The sequence below is a fragment of the Pseudomonas sp. GW704-F2 genome (assembly GCF_059423025.1).
In genome coordinates this window covers 21,402-39,797 of the sequence record NZ_JBWKXO010000025.1, presented here as the reverse complement: position 1 = coordinate 39,797, position 18,396 = coordinate 21,402, and the positions used below count along the sequence as shown (strand labels likewise).

Here is an 18,396-nt window from a genome sequence, read left to right as displayed (position 1 = left end):
GTGGACTGAATCAGTCCTGACGGCTGGTGACTTCCAGCAGGTGATAACCGAACTGGGTTTTCACCGGGCCTTGCACGGTGTTGACCGGGGCGCTGAACACGACGGTGTCGAATTCTTTAACCATCTGGCCTGGACCGAACGAGCCCAGGTCGCCGCCTTGACGGCTGGATGGGCAGCTGGAATTGGCTTTGGCGACTTCTGCGAAATCGGCGCCGCCTTCGATCTGGGCCTTGAGTTCGTTGCACTTGTCTTCGGTGGCAACGAGGATGTGACGGGCAGTGGCTTTGGCCATGGGAATTAACTCCTTGAGTAAAAACGCTGAGCGTACCGGATTCAGGCGGTTATTTCCTGGCAAAGTTCCCCTGTCTGTGGCGGGCGTGCTTGATCTACGACAAGGGCAAAGCGCAGGCTGCAGCGCAAGATTGTCGCATTCATCTGTTTAGGAGCCGTGCTATGCAAGTGCTCGATCGACGCAAGGCCATGGCTATTCCCCCATTGTTTCGCCTGGCATTCCGCCCGTTTTTCCTCGGTGCCTGCCTGTTGGCGGTGCTGGTCATTCCTCTGTGGCTGTTCGCCCTGGGCGGCGCCACCGGTACTTGGCAACCGGCCGGCGGCTGGCTGGCCTGGCACCGGCATGAGCTGCTGTTCGGCTTTGGCGTGGCGATCATCGCCGGCTTTTTGCTGACCGCGGTGCAGACCTGGACCGGCCGCCCCGGCCTCAGCGGCGCGCCCCTGGCGTTGCTCGCCGGGTTATGGCTGGCGGCGCGCCTGGGTTGGTTGCTGAACCTGCCGTGGCCGCTGCTGGCGGTGCTGGAACTGAGTTTTCCGCTGGCGGTGGCCGGGGTGATGGGCTGGACGCTGTGGAAGGTCAGGCAAACCCGTAACTACCCGATTGTACTGGTGCTGGGCTTGCTCGCCGTGGCAGACGCGTTGGCGTTGTATGGGTTGCTGACCCATGACGAAGGCGTGGAGCGCCAGGCGGTGCTCACGGGGTTGTGGCTGGTGGCGGCGATGATGGGGCTGATCGGCGGTCGGGTGATTCCATTCTTCACCCAACGTGGCCTGGGCCGGGTCGATGCGGTCAAGCCGTGGCCGTGGCTGGACCGTGTGTTGCTGGGCGGTTCGATCCTGGTGGCGTTGCTTTACGCCAGCGGGCTGGCGGTGTTCCCCAGCCGGTGGAGCGGCGTACTGTTCGCTGTGCTTGGCCTGGGCCACTTGCTGCGCTTGGCGCGCTGGCATGACCGTGGCCTGTGGCGCGTGCCGCTGCTGTGGTCGCTGCACCTGGCCTACGCATGGTTGGCCGTGGCCTGCCTGGGCATGGCGCTGTGGCATTTCGGCGCGCCGCTCAACCCGAGCCTGGCCGTGCATGCGCTGACGATCGGCGCCATGGCCGGGCTGATCCTGGCGATGGTGGCGCGGGTCAGCCTGGGCCATACCGGTCGGCCGTTGCAGCCACCGGGCGGGATGACCCTGGCGTTCGCCCTGTTGAACCTGGCGGCTGTGTGCCGGGTGGCACTGGTGTTGATCTGGCCCGTGGCGGCCTTGTGGCTGGCGGGGCTGTGCTGGTCGGTCGGCCTGGGCTTGTACCTGTGGCGGTATGGCCCGATGTTGTGGCGGGCGCGGGTCGACGGGCACCCCGGTTAGGAGCATTGCATGCTGTATTCGTGGTTGTTGATCGTGCATCTGCTGGCGGCGATCGCCTTTATCGGCACGCTGTTCTTTGAAGTGGTGATCTGGCACAGCGCCCGCGAGGAGCTGGCCTGGTCGGCGCGTTTCACCGCGGAACACGCGATCGCCCGGCGTTCGCGGCGGGTGCTGCATGGCGTGGTGGTGCTGCTGTATGGCGCGGGTATCGGCCTGGCCTGGCATTACCGCGGTCTGCCATGGAACAGTCATTTCGGACTGTTCCTGAGCCTGAAAATCTTCCTCGCCCTGAGCATCATCGGGCACTACCTGCTGCTGGCCTACTGGCTGACCCGCGAGCGCCTGAGCCCCCAGCGTGCGCTGTGGATACGGCGCAGCATTCTCGCGCACATGGTGGTGATCGTGGTGCTGGCGAAGTCATTGTGGTGAGCCGCCTGCGGCGCCATGACGCGGCGGATTGTTGATCGCGGTCAAGGGCTAAAACCTGCGCAGTTCCCACACTGTGGCGAATTCTCTGGAGGTTCGTCCCATGCCCCTGTCCCTCGCGCAACTGCGCCGCAACTACACCCTCTACGGCCTGCGGGACGACGGCGAGCAAGACGATCCGCTGGTGTTGTTCGGCCAGTGGCTGAGCCAGGCGCGCAAGACCGAAGCGCCTCCCGCCGAGGCCAACAGCATGGCCCTGGCCACGGTCGACAGCGAAGGGTACGCCCATTGCCGCATCCTGCTGCTCAAGGGCTTCAGCGCCGAAGGTTTTGTGTTTTTTGGCAATTACCAGAGCGCCAAGGGCGAGGAGCTGGCGAGCAACCCCCATGCCGCGATGACGTTTTTCTGGCCCGGCCTGGAGCGCCAGGTGCGTATTGAAGGCGCGGTCGAGCGCCTTGATCCGGCGCTGTCGGACGCCTATTTCCTCGACCGCCCGGCCGCCAGCCAACTCGGTGCCTGGGCCTCGCCGCAGAGTCAGCCGCTGACCCACCGCAGCGAGCTGGAAGGTTTGCTGCGTGAGGTCACCGAGCGGTTCGCCGGCCAGCAACCGCCACGACCCGAGCACTGGGGCGGGTACTGCCTGCAACCGCGCCGCATCGAGTTCTGGCAAGGCCGCCCCGACCGCCTGCATGACCGCCTCGACTACCGCCTGCGAAACGGCGCCTGGCAGCGCACACGGCTGGCGCCCTGACGAGGTACCTCCTTCGAGGAATAGGCCCTGCGCCCGTTGCGGCGCAGGCTGAGCGCATCTTTTTACCTGCCTGGAGCCTTGATCATGGCCCATTTGACCCAACGCAGTTTTGTCTCCCTGAACATCGCCGTACTGACCATCAGCGACACCCGCACCTTTGACACCGATACCTCCGGGCAGACCCTGGTAGAGCGCCTTGAAGGTGCCGGCCATGTGCTGATCGACCGTGGCCTGGTGATGGACGATATCTACCAGATCCGCGCCCGTGTTTCGCAGTGGATCGCCGACCCTCAGGTGCAAGTGATCCTGATGACCGGCGGCACCGGCTTCACCGCTCGCGACAACACGCCGCAAGCGGTGTTGCCGCTGCTGGATAAACAAGTGGACGGGTTCGGCGAGCTGTTCCGCCAGGTGTCCCTGGCGGAAATCGGCATGTCCACCTTGCAGTCCCGCGCCCTGGCGGGCATGAGCAATGGCGTGCTGGTGTGCTGCATGCCCGGTTCGCCCGGCGCGTGCCGTACTGCCTGGGACCAGATTCTGCTCAGCCAATTGGACAGCCGCACCGGCCCGTGCAACTTCGTTGCGCACCTCAAGCCTCAGTTCGAACAAGCGCTCAGCGCCTGCGAGGCGCGGTCATGAACACCCGCGTGTGCGACAGCGGGCAATTGATGCCGGTGGACGAGGCGATCGAGCAACTGCTGGCGCAGGCGCCACCTGCGCCGCCCACCGAAGTCATCCCCCTCGGCCAGGCCGCAGGTCGGGTGATCGCCGAAGAACTGTTTTCACCTCTCGACCTGCCGTGCTGGGACAACAGCGCCATGGACGGCTACGCCCTGCGCGCCGCCGATGTGCCGGAGCAGGGCGGCTACTTGGTGCTGGCCGGGCGGATTGCTGCCGGGCACAGCAGCGATGAGCTTTTACAGGCCGGGCAGACAGTACGGATTTTCACCGGTGCGCCGCTGCCGCCCGGCGCCGACAGCGTGGTGCCCCAGGAGCGTTGCCGCGTCTACGGCCAGCGTATCTGGTGCCCGCCGCTGCGCCTGGGCGAACACGTGCGCAAGCGCGGTGAAGAAATGCAGCGCGGGCAACGCCTGTTGCGTGTCGGCCAGCGCCTGCGCGCCCAGGAAGTCGGCCTGCTGGCGTCGGCCGGCATTCCGTGGGTCAAGGTCTATCGCCCCCTGCGCGTGTGCCTGCTGAGCAGCGGCGATGAACTGCGCGAGCCGGGCGAGTCGCTGGCGCCGGGGCAGATCTACAACAGCAACCGCCACCTGGTGACCGCGTTATTGCGCGGTTGGGGCGTGGAGGTGCTCGACTACGGGGTGATGGCCGACGCGTTGGCCGCCAGCCGCGACGCGTTGATCCTCGCGTCGTCCGAATGCGACCTGCTGCTGACCACCGGCGGCGTGTCGGTGGGCGAGGAGGATCATCTCAAACAAGCCATCCAGGAACTCGGTCGCGTGGATTTCTGGCGCCTGGCGATCCAGCCCGGCAAGCCCCTGGCGTTTGGCGAAGTGGCGGGCAAACCGTGGATCGGCCTGCCCGGCAACCCGTCTGCCGCGCTGATCACCGCGTTGGTGGTGGTGCGCCCGTTCCTGTTGCGCGCCCAGGGCGTCGAGCGCGTGTTGCCGGTGCCGGTCCAGGTGCCGGCCGGTTTTGAATGGCCTACCCCTAACAAGCGCCGCCAGTACCTGCGCGCGCGCTTGAGCCCCGGCGCGGATGGGCAATTGCGCGCCGTCCTGCACCCCCAGCAAAGCTCGGCGATGCTCACCGCCGCCTGCTGGGCCGATGGCCTGGTGATTGTCGAGCGCGAGCAACTGCTGCTCAAGGATGCACCGGTGCCTTTCTTGTCTTTCGCCGAGTTTCAATGAGGAGTCTCCATGCAACTGGTCTGCCCGGCAGGCAACCTGCCTGCGCTGAAAGCCGCGGTGCGCCAAGGCGCCGATGCGGTGTATGTCGGTTTTCGCGATGACACCAATGCCCGGCATTTCGCCGGGCTGAACATGGACGACAAGCAGTTCGACGCCGCCGTCGCCCATATCCGCCAGCACCAGCGCAAGCTGTATGTGGCGGTCAATACCTACCCGCAACCGAAGATCTGGTCACGCTGGCAACGCGCCGTCGACCGTGCGGCCGATCATGGCGTGGATGCGCTGATCGCCGGCGACCCGGGTGTGCTCGGCTATGCTGCCGCGCACCATCCGCAGATGGCGTTGCACTTGTCGGTGCAGGGCTCGGCCACCCATGCGGCGGCGCTGAAGTTCTACGTCGAACGTTATGGCATCCGCCGTGCGGTGCTGCCGCGGGTGCTGTCGCTGGCCCAGGTCAAACAGGTGGCGGCGAGCAGCGTGGTGCCGATCGAAGTGTTCGGCTTCGGCAGCCTGTGCATCATGGCCGAAGGGCGTTGCCACTTGTCGTCGTATATCACCGGTGAGTCGCCCAACCTGTGCGGCGTGTGCTCGCCGGCCAAGGCGGTGCGCTGGAGCGACGACGCCGATGGCCTCAGCGCGCGCCTCAGTGAAGTGCTGATCGACCGCTACACCCCGGAGGAACCGGCCGGCTACCCGACCTTGTGCAAAGGCCGCTTCCTGGTCGGCGGCAAGCGCTTCCATGCCCTCGAAGAACCGACCAGCCTCGACACCCTGGACCTGTTGCCCGAACTCAGCGCCATCGGCGTGGAGGCGGTGAAGATCGAAGGCCGGCAACGCAGCCCGGCCTATGTGGAACAAGTCACCCGAGTCTGGCGCGCCGCCCTCGACGCCCACCGCAGCGCCCCGGCCAATTTTGTGGTCAAGGACCAGTGGCGCCAGGTGCTGGCCGGACTTTCCGAAGGCAGCCAGACCACCCTGGGTGCTTACCATCGCGCATGGCAATGAGGAAACACAGATGAAGCTCAGCCTGGGACCGGTGCTGTTTTATTGGGATAAGGAACACTTGGGGCGCTTCTATTCAGACATGGCCGGCTTGCCCCTGGACGTGATTTACCTGGGGGAAACCGTGTGCTCCAAACGCCGCGCGTTTTCCCTGGATCAATGGTTGGGCCTGGGCCGCGAGTTGCAGTCGTGCAGCTCGGCGCAGATCGTGCTGTCGAGCCTGACCTTGATCGAAGCCGCCTCTGAACTGTCGAGCCTGCGCCGCCTGTGCGACAACGGCGAGGTGCTGGTCGAGGCCAACGACATGGGCGCGGTGCAGTTGCTGATCGAGCGCAAGCTGCCCTTTGTCGGCGGCCCGGCGCTCAACCTGTACAACGGCCACGCCCTGGTGCAATTGCTCGATGCGGGCATGCAGCGCTGGGTGCCGCCGGTGGAGTGCTCGCAAAGCCTGATTGCCGATGTGCTGGAACAGGTGCGCGAACTCGGCCGGCCGCTGCCCGAAGTGGAGATTTTCGCCTATGGGCATTTGCCCCTGGCGTACTCGGCCCGTTGCTTCACCGCCCGCGCGGAAAACCGGCCCAAGGACGATTGCCAGTTCTGTTGCATCAACTACCCCGACGGCATGGCCCTGACCAGCCAGGAAGGGCAACCGTTGTTCACCTTGAACGGGATTCAGACGATGTCGGCCGATGTCACCAACCTGCTCGCCGATTACCCCGGCCTGGTCGCGTGTGGCGCTGACCTGTTGCGCCTGAGCCCACGCGCCGAAGGGATGGTCGGTGTGGTCCAGGCGTTCGACCAGGTGCGCCAGGGCGCGATGCCGCCGTTGTGCGTCGACGGTTGCAACGGTTATTGGCATGGCCAGGCCGGCATGCTGCGGGTCGAGGAGGTGGGCCTGTGTTGAGTCGCAAACAATGGCTGCTCAAGGGCGCCGATCGCTTGTTGCCGCTGGTGCGCCACGTGCCGTTCCGGGTGCAGCGCCTGGCCTTGCAGCAAGGCCTCAACCGCTGCCTGGCCGAGCCGTTGCGCGATGGTGGCTTCGACCTGTTGCGCGGGCGCTGGATGTGCCTGCGCATCCCCGACCTTGGGCTGTGCTGGTACCTGACGCTGGCGCGGGATGGCTTGCGCATCGCTGAAAAAGCCGAGGCCCAGGTGACCATCAGTGGTAACTGGCGCGAGTTCTTGTTGCTGGCCAGTCGCCAGGAAGATCCGGACACCTTGTTCTTCCGGCGTCGCTTGGTGATTGAAGGCGACACGGAGTTGGGGCTGGGCTTGAAGAACCTGATCGACAGCCTGGACCCGGACGTATTGCCGGGCTGGTTGTGGCGCAACCTGGAGCGGGCCGGGCGCGGGCTGGCGGCCTGAGGCGAACGACCTATCCTTTCGCGCTGAACGGATAGGTCACGGCCCTGGGCTAAGGCGTCGGCACCAGAAACGCCGCCTCCAGCAACTGCCGGGTATAGGCATGCTGCGGGTTGGCGAAAATCGTCGGAGCGTCGCCCTGTTCCACCACCTGCCCATGCTTGACCACCATCAACTGGTGACTCAACGCTTTCACCACCGCCAGGTCATGGCTGATGAACAGATAGGTCAGGTTGTACTTGGCCTGCAAACCGCGCAGCAATTCCACCACTTGGCGCTGCACCGTGCGGTCGAGCGCCGAGGTCGGTTCGTCGAGCAGAATCAGGCGCGGCTTGAGCACCAGAGCGCGGGCAATGGCGATGCGTTGGCGCTGGCCGCCGGAGAACTCGTGGGGGTAGCGATGCCGCGACTGCGGGTCGAGGCCGACTTCCTTGAGCGCTGCGATGATCGCCGCTTCCTGCTCCGCCGGGCTGCCCATCTTGTGAATGCGCAGGCCTTCGCCGACGATCTCGCTGACGCACATGCGCGGGCTGAGGCTGCCGAACGGGTCCTGGAACACCACCTGCATTTCCCGGCGCAACGGGCGCACCTGTTGCTGGCTCAGGCGGTCGAGTTGCTGGCCTTCGAAGCGAATCCCGCCTTTGCTCGCGATCAGGCGCAGGATCGCCAGGCCGAGGGTGGACTTGCCCGAGCCGCTTTCGCCGACGATGCCCAGGGTTTGCCCCTGGGGCAGGCTGAAGTTGATGCCGTCCACCGCCTTGACGTAATCGACGGTGTTGCGCAAAAAGCCTTTCTTGATCGCAAACCAGACTTTCAAGTCGTCCACTTCCAGCAACGGTGGCCCGACGGCGGTGGCGGCGGGCCCGCCGCTGGGTTCGGCGGCGAGCAGCTCCTGGGTGTAAGGGTGCTGCGGCGACTGGAACAAGGTTTCGCAATCGGCTTGTTCGACGATGCAACCCTGTTGCATCACGCACACACGGTGGGCAATGCGCCGCACCAGGTTCAAGTCGTGGCTGATCAGCAGCAACGCCATGCCCAGGCGCGCCTGCAGTTCCTTGAGCAGCTCGAGGATCTTCAACTGCACCGTCACGTCGAGGGCGGTGGTCGGTTCGTCGGCAATCAACAGCTCCGGCTCGTTGGCCAGGGCCATGGCGATCATCACCCGTTGGCGCTGGCCGCCGGACAGTTCGTGGGGCAGCGCCTTGAGGCGTTTATGCGGCTCGGGAATGCCCACCAGTTCGAGCAACTCGAGGGTGCGCCGGGTCGCGACTTTGCCGGTCAGCCCTTTGTGCAGGCCGAGCACTTCGTTGATCTGCTTCTCGATGCAGTGCAGCGGGTTCAACGAGGTCATCGGCTCCTGGAAGATCATCGCAATGCGGTTGCCGCGAATATGCCGGATGGTTTTTTCGTTGAGGGTCAGCAGGTCCTGGCCGACGTATTCGATGGTGCCGGCGGGGTGCCGCGCCAAAGGGTAGGGCAGCAGGCGCAGGATCGAGTGGGCGGTCACCGATTTGCCGGAGCCGCTTTCGCCGACCAGCGCCAGGGTTTCGCCGCGCTTGATGTCGAAGCTGACGTGGTTCACCACGCGGTGGTGATGCTCGCCGGTGACGAACTCGACGCAGAGGTCGCGGACTTCGATCAGATTGTCCTGATTCATCTCATTTCCTCGGGTCGAAGGCATCGCGAGCGGACTCGCCGATAAACACCAGCAAACTCAACATGATCGCCAGCACGGCAAAGGCACTCATGCCCAGCCACGGCGCTTGCAGGTTGGATTTGCCCTGGGCCACCAGTTCCCCCAGCGACGGCGAACCCGCCGGCAGGCCGAAGCCGAGGAAGTCCAGGGCGGTCAGGGTGCCGATGGCGCCGGTGAGGATGAACGGCATGAAGGTCATGGTCGAGACCATGGCATTGGGCAGGATATGGCGGAACATGATCGCGCCGTTCTGCATGCCCAGCGCCCTGGCCGCACGCACGTATTCCAGGTTGCGCCCGCGCAGGAACTCGGCGCGGACCACGTCCACCAGGCTCATCCACGAGAACAGCAGCATGATCCCCAGCAGCCACCAGAAGTTGGGCTGCACGAAACTGGCGAGGATGATCAGCAGGTACAGCACCGGCAAGCCCGACCAGATCTCCAGGAAGCGTTGCCCGGCCAGGTCGACCCAGCCGCCATAGAAGCCCTGCAGGGCCCCGGCGATCACGCCGATGATCGAGCTGAGCACGGTCAGGGTCAGGGCAAACAGCACCGACACGCGAAAGCCATAGATCACCCGCGCCAAGACGTCGCGGCCCTGGTCGTCGGTGCCCAGCAGGTTGACCGAAGACGGCGGCGCGGGGGCCGGCACCTTCAGGTCGTAGTTGATGCTCTGATAGCTGAACGGGATCGGCGCCCACAGCGTCCACGCGTCCTTGGCCTTGAGCAGCTCCTGGATATACGGGCTCTTGTAGTTGGCCTCCAGGGGGAACTCGCCGCCGAAGGTGGTCTCCGGGTAGCGTTTGAGCGCCGGGAAATACCAGTCGCCGTCGTAATGCACCACCAGCGGTTTGTCGTTGGCGATCAGCTCGGCGCCCAGGCTCAGGCCGAACAGGATCAGGAACAGCCACAGCGACCACCAGCCACGTTTGTTTGCCTTGAACCGCTCGAACCGGCGGCGATTGAGGGGGGACAGATTCATCTCAATGCTCCCGGCTGGCGAAGTCGATACGCGGATCGACCAGGGTGTAGGTGAGGTCACCGATCAGCTTCACCACCAGCCCGAGCAGGGTGAAGATAAACAGCGTGCCGAACACCACCGGGTAATCGCGGTTGATCGCGGCTTCAAAGCTCATCAGGCCGAGGCCGTCGAGGGAGAAGATCACTTCCACCAGCAGCGAGCCGGTGAAGAAGATCCCGATGAACGCCGAGGGGAAACCGGCGATCACCAGCAGCATGGCGTTGCGGAACACATGGCCGTAGAGCACGCGGTGGTTGGTCAGGCCCTTGGCCTTGGCGGTGACCACGTACTGTTTGTTGATCTCGTCGAGAAAGCTGTTTTTGGTCAGCAGCGTCATGGTCGCGAAGTTGCCGATCACCAGCGCGGTGATGGGCAAGGCCAGGTGCCAGAAGTAGTCGAGGATCTTGCCGCCCCAGCTCAGCTCATCGAAATTGTTGGAGGTCAGCCCGCGCAAGGGGAACCAGTCGAAGTAACTGCCGCCGGCAAACACCACGATCAGCAGGATCGCGAACAGGAACGCCGGGATCGCGTAGCCGACGATGATCGCCGAGCTGGTCCATACGTCGAAGTGGCTGCCGTGTCGCGTGGCCTTGGCGATCCCCAGCGGGATCGAGACCAGGTACATGATCAGCGTGCTCCACAGCCCGAGGGAGATCGACACCGGCATCTTTTCCTTGATCAGGTCGATGACCTTGGCGTCGCGAAAGAAGCTGTCGCCGAAATCCAGCCGGGCATAGTTCTTGACCATGATCCACAAGCGTTCCGGTGCCGACTTGTCGAAACCGTACATGTTTTCGATTTCCTTGATCAGCGCCGGGTCCAGGCCTTGGGCGCCACGGTAGCTGGAGCCGGCCACTGCGACTTCGGCGCCGCCGCCGGCAATGCGGCTGGTGGCGCCTTCGAAGCCTTCGAGCTTGGCGATCATCTGCTCCACCGGGCCACCCGGGGCGGCCTGGATGATGACGAAGTTGATCAGCAGAATCCCGAACAGCGTGGGGATGATCAGCAACAGGCGGCGAATGATATAGGCCAGCATTTAATCGCCTCCGCTCGCCGGGTCGGCGCTCGTGTCCAGGGTGGTGGCAGGTTTGACGTCGGGTTTGGCCCACCAGGTGGCGGTGCCGACGTCATAACGCGGTGGCACTTTGGGATGACCGAGATGGTCCCAGTACGCCACGCGGAAGGTCTTGATGTGCCAGTTGGGGATCACGTAGTAGCCAAATTGCAACACGCGATCCAGGGCCTTGGCATGGGCGATCAGGCTTTTGCGCGAGTCGGCGTCGATCAGTTCTTCGACCAGTTGGTCGACGGCCGGGTCCTTGAGGCCCATGTAGTTGCGGCTGCCGGGCTTGTCGGCGCTGGAGGATTTCCAGAATTCGCGTTGTTCATTACCCGGCGAGGTGGACTGCGGGAAGCTGCCCACCAGCATGTCGAAATCCCGCGAGCGCAGGCGATTGACGAATTGCGAGACGTCGACCCGGCGAATCACCAGGTCGATGCCCAGGTCTGCCAGGTTGCGCTTGAAGGGCAGCAGGATGCGTTCGAACTCGGTCTGCGCCAGCAAAAATTCAATGCTCACCGGTTTGCCGGTGGCGTCGACCATCTTGTCGTCGACGATGCGCCAGCCGGCTTCCTGCAACAGTTGGTAGGCCTCGCGCTGCTGGGTGCGGATCATGCCGCTGCCGTCGGTCTTGGACGGTTCGAAGGCCTGGGTGAAGACTTCGGCGGGGATCTTGTCGCGCAGCGGTTCGAGGATCGCCAGTTCGTCCGGGCCGGGCAGGCCGGTGGCGGCCATCTCCGAGTTCTCGAAGTAGCTGCGGGTGCGGGTGTAGGCGCCGTTGAACAGCTGCTTGTTGCTCCATTCGAAATCCAGCAACAGGCTGATGGCCTTGCGCACGCGCACGTCCTGGAACATCGGCTTGCGTGTGTTGAACACGAAACCCTGCATGCCGGTGGGGTTGCCGTTGGGGATCTCTTCCTTGACCAGGCGCCCCTCGGCCACCGCCGGAATGTTGTAGGCGTTGGCCCAGTTCTTTGCGCTGAACTCCAGCCAGTAGTCGAACTGCCCGGCCTTCAACGCTTCCAGGGCTACCGTGCTGTCACGGTAATAGTCGGTGATGCGCTGATCGAAGTTGTAGAAACCTTGGGTGACCGGCAGGTCCTTGGCCCAGTAGTCCTTGACCCGCTCGTAGCGGATCATGCGCCCGGCCTTGACCTCGGCGACCTTGTACGGCCCGCTGCCCAGCGGGATTTCCAGGTTGCCCTTGGTGAAGTCGCGGGTGGCCCACCAATGCTTGGGCAATACCGGCAGTTGCCCGAGGATCAGCGGCAATTCGCGGTTGTTGGTGCGCTTGAATTTGAACAGCACCCGCAGCGGGTCTTCGGCGACCACTTCGTCGACGTCGGCGTAGTAAGTGCGGTAGAGCGGCGAGCCTTCCTTCATCAGCATCTGGAAGGTGAACACCACGTCTTCGGCGTGGATCGGGTGGCCATCGTGGAAGCGTGCTTCGGGGCGCAGGTAGAAGCGCACCCAGCTGTTGTCCGGGGCTTTTTCGATCTTGCCGGCCACCAGGCCGTATTCGGTGATGGGTTCGTCCAGGCTCTGCATGGCCAGGGTGTCGTAGATCAGGCTGATATTGTCCGCCGGCACGCCCTTGCTGATGTAGGGGTTGAGGCTGTCGAAACCGCCCATGCTCGACTCGCGAAAGGTGCCGCCCTTGGGGGCATCGGGGTTGACGTAGTCGAAGTGCTTGAAGGTGGCGGGGTACTTGGGTGGCTCGTCGTAGAGGGTCAGCGCATGTTGCGGGGCGGCGTTGGCCGCCGTGCAGAGCAACAGACTGCCGAGCAGTGCCGTACGCAAAGACATCATTGGGCTTTCTCCGAAGCTTTCAGCCACCACGCGCTCAGGCCCAGGCTGTAGGGCGGCGTGGTGACAAAGGCGAACCGGTTGCGGTAGGCCAGGCGATGATAGTTGAGGTACCAGTTGGGAATGCTGTAATGCTGCCACAGCAGGACCCGGTCCAGGGCCCGGCCGGCGGCCAGTTGTTCGTCGCGGGTGTGTGCCGCCAGCAGTTGTTCGAGCAGGCGGTCGACCACCGGGTTGGCGATGCCGGCGTAGTTCTTGCTGCCCTTGATCGCCGCCTGGCTGGAGTGGAAGTACTGCCACTGCTCAAGGCCGGGGCTGAGGGTCTGGTTGAGGGTCATCAGGATCATGTCGAAGTCGAACTGATCAAGGCGTTGTTTGTACTGCGCCCGGTCGACCGTGCGCAGGCGCGCGTCGATACCGACACTGTTCAGGTTTTCCACGTAGGGCTGCAGGATGCGCTCCAGGTTCGGGTTGACCAGCAGGATCTCGAAGCGTAGCGGTTGCCCGTCCTTGTTGAGCAGGCGCTGCCCGGACAGCTTCCAGCCGCCTTCGCCGAGCAGGGCCAGGGCACGGCGCAAGGTCTCGCGAGGGATGCCGTGCCCGTCGGTCCGGGGCAGGCTGAACGGTTGGGTATAGAGATTGGCCGGCAGTTGGTCGCGGTAGGGCGAGAGCATCAACCATTCATGGCCGACCGGGACGCCGGTCGCCGAAAATTCGCTGTTGGGGTAATAGCTCAAGGTGCGTTTATAGGCGTTGCTGAACAGGGTGCGGTTGGTCCATTCAAAGTCGAACATCAGCCCCAGGGCTTCACGCACCTTGGCCTGGCTGAAGGTCGGGCGCCGCGTGTTCATGAACAGGCCCTGGCTTTGGGTCGGGATCTGGTGGGCGATCTGCGCCTTGATCACGTCGCCGCGGCTGACCGCCGGGAAGTCATAACCATTCGCCCAGTTTTTGGCCTGATGCTCGATATAGATATCGAACTCGCCGGCCTTGAAGGCTTCGAAGGCGACGTCGCTGTCGCGGTAGAACTCCACTTCGACCTTGTCGTAGTTATAGAAACCCTGGTTGACCGGCAGGTCCTTGCCCCAATAATCCTTGACCCGCTCGAACACCAGTTGCCGGCCTGGGGTGACCTTGCTGAGGCGATAGGGCCCGCTGCCCAGCGGTGGTTCGAAGGTGGTGGCCTTGAAGTCGCGGTTTTTCCAGTAATGCTGGGGCAGCACCGGCAGTTCGCCCAGGCGCAGGATCAGCAACGGGTTGCCGGCGCGCTTGAACACAAAACGGATACGGTGGCGGTTGAGGATGTCGACCCGCGCGACTTCCTGCAGGTTGGTGCGGTACTGCGGATGACCTTCGGTCAGCAGGGTACGATAGGAAAACGCCACGTCATACGCGGTGATCGGCTTGCCATCGTGAAAGCGCGCTTCCGGGCGCAGGTTGAACACCACCCAGCTGCGGTCCTCGCTGTACTCCACCGATTGGGCAATCAGCCCGTAGCTGGAGGTCGGCTCATCGCCGGACGGCGCGTACTGGCTGGTGCCGACCATCAACGGTTCGTTCAGCTCATTGACGCCGTATTGCAGGAAGTTCGGTGTGGAAACCGGGCTCGAACCCTTGAAGGTATAAGGGTTGAGGGTGTCGAACGTGCCAAACGCCATGACCCGCAACGTCCCGCCTTTCGGCGCTGCAGGGTTTACCCAATCGAAGTGGGTGAATTTGGTCGGGTACTTGAGCGTGCCGAACTGCGCATAACCGTGGCTTTCGGTAATCGTCGCGTGCGCAGCAAAGCTCAAGGCCAGACTTATTAGTAGAAGGAGGGGACGCGTCAAGTCAGAGATCCGATCCAGGCAGCTTGGGCTTTATAATCGGTACAGTAACAGCTTGTTCCGGTTGGAAAAAGGCTGTTGGGAAGGGTGGCAGGAGGCTGGCGAGGTATTGAGCGGCGTAGAGATCAAATGTGGGAGCTGGCTTGCCTGCGATGGCATCACCCTGATGTAACTGATACACCTCGGTGTCTGCATCGCAGGCAAGCCAGCTCCCACAGGAGCGCGCTTGCCTGCGGTTTATCTTGGCCCGGAAACCACCAGCATCTGCCCAGGCTTGAGCGCCATGCCAGTGCGTGGGTTCCAGCGCTTGAGATGTTGCATCTCGACGTTGAAACGCTTGGCGACGATATACAGCGAGTCGCCTTTCTTGACCTTGTACTGCACCGGCTTCTTGCTGTCGGCCTTGGCCACCAGCTTGCGCGTGTCCTGCATCACCAGGGTCTGGCCGACCTTGAGTGCCTGGCCGTTGAGCTTGTTCCAGCGCTGCAGATCATGCACGTCGACCTTGTTGGCCTTGGCGATCAGCGTCAGGTTGTCGCCGTTGCGCACTTTGTAGCTACGGCTGCGGCCGGCCACGGATTTGCTCTCGACTTCGTCGAAAACCGGCTTTTTAGGGCGTAATGCCAGCAATTCTTCAGGCTTCATCGCCGAAAGGCTGCTGGTCAGCAGTTGTGCCTTGGAGCTGGGCACCAGCAAATGCTGGGGACCGTCCAGGGTGGTGCGTTGTTTCAGCGCCGGGTTGAGCTGGAACAGTTCGTCTTCGTCGATCTCGGCCAGCGCGGCGACCCGTGACAGGTCCATGCTTTGCTTGACTTCAACCATTTTGAAGTACGGCGTGTTGGCAATCGGGTTCAGGTTGATGCCGTAGGCCTCGGGGGCCAGCACCACCTGGGACAGCGCCAGGAACTTGGGCACGTAGTCCTTGGTTTCCTGGGGCAGGGGCAGGTTCCAGTAGTCGGTCGGCAGGCCGAGCTTCTCATTGCGTTCGATCGCCCGGCTTACCGTGCCTTCGCCGGCGTTATACGCGGCCAGGGCCAGCAGCCAGTCGCCGTTGAACATGTCATGCAGACGTGTCAGATAGTCCAGGGCGGCGGTGGTGGACGCGGTGATATCGCGACGACCGTCGTAGGCGCGGGTCTGGCGCAGGTTGAAGTAGCGCCCGGTGGAGGGAATGAACTGCCACAAGCCGACGGCATCGCTGCGCGAATAGGCCATTGGGTTGTAGGCACTTTCAATCACTGGCAGCAGCGCCAGCTCCAGGGGCATGTTGCGTTCTTCAAGGCGTTCGACGATGTAATGAATGTAGAGGCTGCCGCGTTCGCCGGCGTTCTCCAGGAAGGACGGGTTGCTGGCGAACCACAGGCGTTGTTGCTCGATACGCGGGTTGACGCCGAGACCGTCTTGCAATTGAAAGCCCCGACGCATGCGTTCCCAGACATCCTGGGGCGCTTCGGGGCTCGGCTTCTCTGAGAGCCAAATAGGTTTTTGCTTGATCTTGGCAGCAAGATTCGGTTTGGGTTGCACGGTGGATTGTGCAGCGAAATTTGTTGATTGGCAGCCCGCCAGAGTTGCGGAGACAGCCACCGCCACGGCTTGAGCCAGGCGGGTCAATGCGTCTGAATGATTGGATTTACGAGTAGATGACGACATTGGCTGGAAGTAAGTTCCGGGCAAAAATGTCGGGCGATTCTAGAAAGCGCTTTGGTTCCGGTCAACCATTCAGAAATTACGTATCAGATTGCGTCACGTTAGAACTTATCTTTCCAAGCCCTCAAGCTAGCAAATACCTCGTCCCCAGAGCGGTTGTCGCGGCCGTTCCGTTCGTCCGCTTTTTGTTTAACGGATGTTTCAGCGGTACGCAGGAACGGGTTGGTGCGTTTTTCCAGGGCCAGGTTGGACGGCAGCGTGATCTCGCCACGGGCGCGCAGTCGGTTGACGTTTTCCACCCGTTCGGCGATATCGGCGTTGTCCGGTTCCACTGCCTGGGCAAACCTGAGATTGCTCTGTGTATATTCATGGGTGCAGTACACCCGCGTGTCGGCGGGCAGGGCGGCCAGGCGTTGCAGCGAGGCATGCATTTGTGCCGGCGTGCCTTCGAACAGGCGGCCGCAACCGCCGGCGAAGAGCGTGTCGCCGCAGAACAGCACGCCTGGGTGGTAAAAGGCGATATGGCCGAGGGTGTGGCCGGGTACGGCGTACACCGCGAAGTCCCAGCCGAGCACGCTGATGCGCTGGTTGTCCTGCAGGGCAACGTCCCGCGCCGGGATCGTTTCGTGGGCCGGACCGTAGACCGTGGCGCCGCTCACGCGTTTCAGCGCTTCGACGCCGCCCACATGATCATGGTGATGGTGGGTGACGAGAATGTCGCTGAGCGTCCACCCCGGGTTCTGCTTGAGCCAGGCCAGCACGGGGGCGGCATCGCCGGGGTCGACCACGGCGCAGCGGCGGGACTGGGGTTCCTGTAACAACCAGATGTAGTTATCGGTGAAGGCGGGCAGGGCACTGATCTGTATCATTCTTCGATTCGCCAAGCTGAACACATTGGTGCATCTTAGAACGTCTAGGCGAGTTGGAGAATGCAATGACTGATAAAGCGTTCGCCCAGGCCGATCCTGAATGGCTGGCCCTGATCAGCGCGGCCCGTGACTGGCTGTCCGGGCCGATCGGGCAATTTTTGCTGGATGAAGAACGGCGCATGCTCGAAGACGAGCTGGGCCGGTTCTTTGGCGGTTACCTGGTGCATTACGGCCCGTCGGCCCAGACGCCGCCGTCCGCGCCGCAGGTGCAACGCAATGTGCGCCTGGGCGCGCCGTTGCCGGGGGTGGAGATCGTCTGCGAAGAGCAGGCCTGGCCGTTGAGCGAGCACGCCGCCGATGTGGTGGTGCTGCAGCATGGCCTGGATTTCTGCCTGTCACCCCATGGTTTGTTGCGCGAAGCCGCCAGCAGCGTGCGTCCAGGTGGCCATTTGCTGATTGTCGGTATCAACCCCTGGAGCAGCTGGGGCCTGCGCCATGTGTTCGCCCATGACGGCCTGCGCCAGGCCCGTTGCATTTCGCCGTCGCGGGTGGGGGACTGGCTGAACCTGCTGGGCTTCGCGCTGGAGAAACGCCGCTTCGGGTGCTATCGTCCGCCGCTGGCGTCGACCAAGTGGCAGGCCCGTCTGGCCGGCTGGGAGCGTCGGGCGGGGGCTTGGCAACTGTCGGGTGGCGGCTTCTATTTACTGGTCGCACGCAAGATCGTGGTCGGGCTGCGGCCGGTGCGTCAGGTGCTACGCCAACCCATGGGCAAGCTGGTGCCGATGCCGATGGCCAAGGTCAACCGCAAGCAAAGCCAACCGTAGAACCCTCTTTTTGATTTCAGGCCGGATCAGTCGGCCTCGGGATACTGCCGGCCTAAGCCCGGCAACCCGTTTTGATGGATGTAACCGATGACCGATAGCGTTGAACTCTTCACCGATGGCGCCTGTAAAGGCAACCCTGGCCCCGGCGGCTGGGGCGCCTTGCTGGTGTGCAAGGGCGTGGAGAAGGAATTGTGGGGCGGCGAAGCCAACACCACCAACAACCGCATGGAGCTGATGGGCGCCATTCGCGGCCTCGAAGAGCTCAAGCGGCGTTGCGACGTGCTGCTGGTGACCGACTCGCAATATGTGATGAAGGGCATCAACGAGTGGATGGTCAACTGGAAGAAGCGCGGCTGGAAGACGGCGGCCAAAGAGCCGGTCAAGAACGCCGACCTGTGGCAACTGCTCGATGAGCAATGCAACCGCCATAACATCACCTGGAAATGGGTGCGCGGGCACATCGGCCACCATGGCAACGAGCGTGCCGACCAGTTGGCCAACCGTGGCGTCGACGAAGTGCGGGGCTACAAGCAGGGCTGATGCCGGCTGACGTGTTAAGATTGCGCCCCTTGAAATACACCACACCGTTGAGAG

At 63.4% G+C, this 18,396-nt stretch carries 18 protein-coding genes; 10 read left to right on the top strand and 8 right to left on the bottom strand.

Annotation, left to right across the window (positions count from 1 at the left end):
- Window positions 1-10 precede the first annotated feature (10 nt).
- Complete coding sequence (locus AC07W0_RS20465; RefSeq protein WP_003208024.1) at window positions 11-292, bottom strand: peptidylprolyl isomerase; 282 nt, start codon at window positions 290-292, stop codon at window positions 11-13.
- 161 nt (window positions 293-453) lie between these two features.
- Here AC07W0_RS20465 and AC07W0_RS20460 point away from each other — a divergent pair, with 161 nt between their 5' ends.
- The 8 genes from AC07W0_RS20460 (at window position 454) to ubiT (ending at window position 7,056) form a co-directional block, all read left to right on the top strand.
- Entirely contained in the window at window positions 454-1,644 is a 1,191-nt protein-coding gene (locus AC07W0_RS20460; RefSeq protein ID WP_017846635.1) for an NnrS family protein, read from the top strand.
- Between the two features lie 9 nt (window positions 1,645-1,653).
- A complete protein-coding gene (locus AC07W0_RS20455; protein WP_017846634.1) occupies window positions 1,654-2,073 on the top strand; it encodes a membrane protein in 420 nt (139 codons plus the stop codon).
- Between the two features lie 100 nt (window positions 2,074-2,173).
- Window positions 2,174-2,821: a pyridoxamine 5'-phosphate oxidase gene (gene pdxH, locus AC07W0_RS20450; protein ID WP_102618078.1), complete on the top strand. Its 648-nt coding sequence runs from the start codon at window positions 2,174-2,176 to the stop codon at window positions 2,819-2,821.
- Window positions 2,822-2,905: 84 nt separating this feature from the next.
- Window positions 2,906-3,460: a molybdenum cofactor biosynthesis protein B gene (gene moaB, locus AC07W0_RS20445; RefSeq protein WP_046383123.1), complete on the top strand. Its 555-nt coding sequence runs from the start codon at window positions 2,906-2,908 to the stop codon at window positions 3,458-3,460.
- Window positions 3,457-4,689: a molybdopterin molybdotransferase MoeA gene (locus AC07W0_RS20440; RefSeq protein ID WP_046383124.1), complete on the top strand. Its 1,233-nt coding sequence runs from the start codon at window positions 3,457-3,459 to the stop codon at window positions 4,687-4,689. Before moaB ends, AC07W0_RS20440 begins: the two co-directional genes overlap by 4 nt.
- Before the next feature lie 9 nt (window positions 4,690-4,698).
- Window positions 4,699-5,694 (top strand): ubiquinone anaerobic biosynthesis protein UbiU, encoded by a 996-nt coding sequence (gene ubiU, locus AC07W0_RS20435; protein ID WP_017846630.1) that lies wholly within the window; start codon window positions 4,699-4,701, stop codon window positions 5,692-5,694.
- A 10-nt stretch (window positions 5,695-5,704) separates the two neighbouring features.
- Window positions 5,705-6,595 carry a U32 family peptidase gene (locus AC07W0_RS20430; protein ID WP_017846629.1) on the top strand — a complete coding sequence of 297 codons (891 nt, stop codon included), beginning with the start codon at window positions 5,705-5,707 and terminating at the stop codon, window positions 6,593-6,595.
- Complete coding sequence (ubiT, locus tag AC07W0_RS20425) at window positions 6,589-7,056, top strand: ubiquinone anaerobic biosynthesis accessory factor UbiT (protein WP_017846628.1); 468 nt, start codon at window positions 6,589-6,591, stop codon at window positions 7,054-7,056. The genes AC07W0_RS20430 and ubiT overlap by 7 nt, the downstream gene beginning before the upstream one ends.
- A 49-nt stretch (window positions 7,057-7,105) precedes the next feature.
- On the opposite strand, the gene AC07W0_RS20420 is transcribed toward ubiT, so the two are convergent.
- The 7 genes from AC07W0_RS20420 to gloB form a co-directional block, all read right to left on the bottom strand.
- Window positions 7,106-8,710, bottom strand: coding sequence for an ABC transporter ATP-binding protein (locus AC07W0_RS20420; protein ID WP_046486006.1), 1,605 nt, complete (start codon window positions 8,708-8,710; stop codon window positions 7,106-7,108).
- A gap of 1 nt (window position 8,711) precedes the next feature.
- Window positions 8,712-9,731 (bottom strand): ABC transporter permease, encoded by a 1,020-nt coding sequence (locus AC07W0_RS20415; protein WP_102618077.1) that lies wholly within the window; start codon window positions 9,729-9,731, stop codon window positions 8,712-8,714.
- A 1-nt stretch (window position 9,732) separates the two neighbouring features.
- Complete coding sequence (locus AC07W0_RS20410) at window positions 9,733-10,806, bottom strand: microcin C ABC transporter permease YejB (RefSeq protein WP_102618076.1); 1,074 nt, start codon at window positions 10,804-10,806, stop codon at window positions 9,733-9,735.
- A complete protein-coding gene (locus AC07W0_RS20405; RefSeq protein WP_102618075.1) occupies window positions 10,807-12,639 on the bottom strand; it encodes an extracellular solute-binding protein in 1,833 nt (610 codons plus the stop codon).
- Window positions 12,636-14,465 carry an extracellular solute-binding protein gene (locus AC07W0_RS20400; RefSeq protein ID WP_102618074.1) on the bottom strand — a complete coding sequence of 610 codons (1,830 nt, stop codon included), beginning with the start codon at window positions 14,463-14,465 and terminating at the stop codon, window positions 12,636-12,638. Before AC07W0_RS20400 ends, AC07W0_RS20405 begins: the two co-directional genes overlap by 4 nt.
- A gap of 234 nt (window positions 14,466-14,699) precedes the next feature.
- Complete coding sequence (locus tag AC07W0_RS20395) at window positions 14,700-16,112, bottom strand: lytic transglycosylase domain-containing protein (RefSeq protein WP_026139979.1); 1,413 nt, start codon at window positions 16,110-16,112, stop codon at window positions 14,700-14,702.
- Window positions 16,113-16,210: 98 nt separating this feature from the next.
- Window positions 16,211-16,978 carry a hydroxyacylglutathione hydrolase gene (gene gloB / locus AC07W0_RS20390; RefSeq protein WP_017846621.1) on the bottom strand — a complete coding sequence of 256 codons (768 nt, stop codon included), beginning with the start codon at window positions 16,976-16,978 and terminating at the stop codon, window positions 16,211-16,213.
- 65 nt (window positions 16,979-17,043) lie between these two features.
- Between gloB and AC07W0_RS20385 the strand changes: the two genes are divergently transcribed.
- Together AC07W0_RS20385 and rnhA are read left to right on the top strand one after the other, a co-directional pair.
- On the top strand, window positions 17,044-17,802 hold the full coding sequence (locus AC07W0_RS20385; protein ID WP_017846620.1) for a class I SAM-dependent methyltransferase: 759 nt from the start codon (window positions 17,044-17,046) through the stop codon (window positions 17,800-17,802).
- 87 nt (window positions 17,803-17,889) lie between these two features.
- A complete protein-coding gene (gene rnhA / locus AC07W0_RS20380) occupies window positions 17,890-18,342 on the top strand; it encodes a ribonuclease HI (RefSeq protein WP_017846619.1) in 453 nt (150 codons plus the stop codon).
- Window positions 18,343-18,396: the final 54 nt, after the last annotated feature.

Bases quoted from the DNA above. Each gene is read 5' to 3' on its own strand.
- AC07W0_RS20460 (WP_017846635.1), top strand. From the start codon at position 454: ATGCAAGTGCTCGATCGACGCAAGGCCATGGCTATTCCCCCATTGTTT.
- pdxH (WP_102618078.1), top strand. From the start codon at position 2,174: ATGCCCCTGTCCCTCGCGCAACTGCGCCGCAACTACACCCTCTACGGC.
- AC07W0_RS20395 (WP_026139979.1), bottom strand. From the start codon at position 16,112: ATGTCGTCATCTACTCGTAAATCCAATCATTCAGACGCATTGACCCGC.
- AC07W0_RS20455 (WP_017846634.1), top strand. From the start codon at position 1,654: ATGCTGTATTCGTGGTTGTTGATCGTGCATCTGCTGGCGGCGATCGCC.
- AC07W0_RS20415 (WP_102618077.1), bottom strand. From the start codon at position 9,731: ATGAATCTGTCCCCCCTCAATCGCCGCCGGTTCGAGCGGTTCAAGGCA.
- AC07W0_RS20430 (WP_017846629.1), top strand. From the start codon at position 5,705: ATGAAGCTCAGCCTGGGACCGGTGCTGTTTTATTGGGATAAGGAACAC.
- AC07W0_RS20410 (WP_102618076.1), bottom strand. From the start codon at position 10,806: ATGCTGGCCTATATCATTCGCCGCCTGTTGCTGATCATCCCCACGCTG.
- AC07W0_RS20420 (WP_046486006.1), bottom strand. From the start codon at position 8,710: ATGAATCAGGACAATCTGATCGAAGTCCGCGACCTCTGCGTCGAGTTC.
- AC07W0_RS20465 (WP_003208024.1), bottom strand. From the start codon at position 292: ATGGCCAAAGCCACTGCCCGTCACATCCTCGTTGCCACCGAAGACAAG.
- moaB (WP_046383123.1), top strand. From the start codon at position 2,906: ATGGCCCATTTGACCCAACGCAGTTTTGTCTCCCTGAACATCGCCGTA.
- AC07W0_RS20385 (WP_017846620.1), top strand. From the start codon at position 17,044: ATGACTGATAAAGCGTTCGCCCAGGCCGATCCTGAATGGCTGGCCCTG.
- AC07W0_RS20405 (WP_102618075.1), bottom strand. From the start codon at position 12,639: ATGATGTCTTTGCGTACGGCACTGCTCGGCAGTCTGTTGCTCTGCACG.
- AC07W0_RS20440 (WP_046383124.1), top strand. From the start codon at position 3,457: ATGAACACCCGCGTGTGCGACAGCGGGCAATTGATGCCGGTGGACGAG.
- ubiU (WP_017846630.1), top strand. From the start codon at position 4,699: ATGCAACTGGTCTGCCCGGCAGGCAACCTGCCTGCGCTGAAAGCCGCG.
- rnhA (WP_017846619.1), top strand. From the start codon at position 17,890: ATGACCGATAGCGTTGAACTCTTCACCGATGGCGCCTGTAAAGGCAAC.
- gloB (WP_017846621.1), bottom strand. From the start codon at position 16,978: ATGATACAGATCAGTGCCCTGCCCGCCTTCACCGATAACTACATCTGG.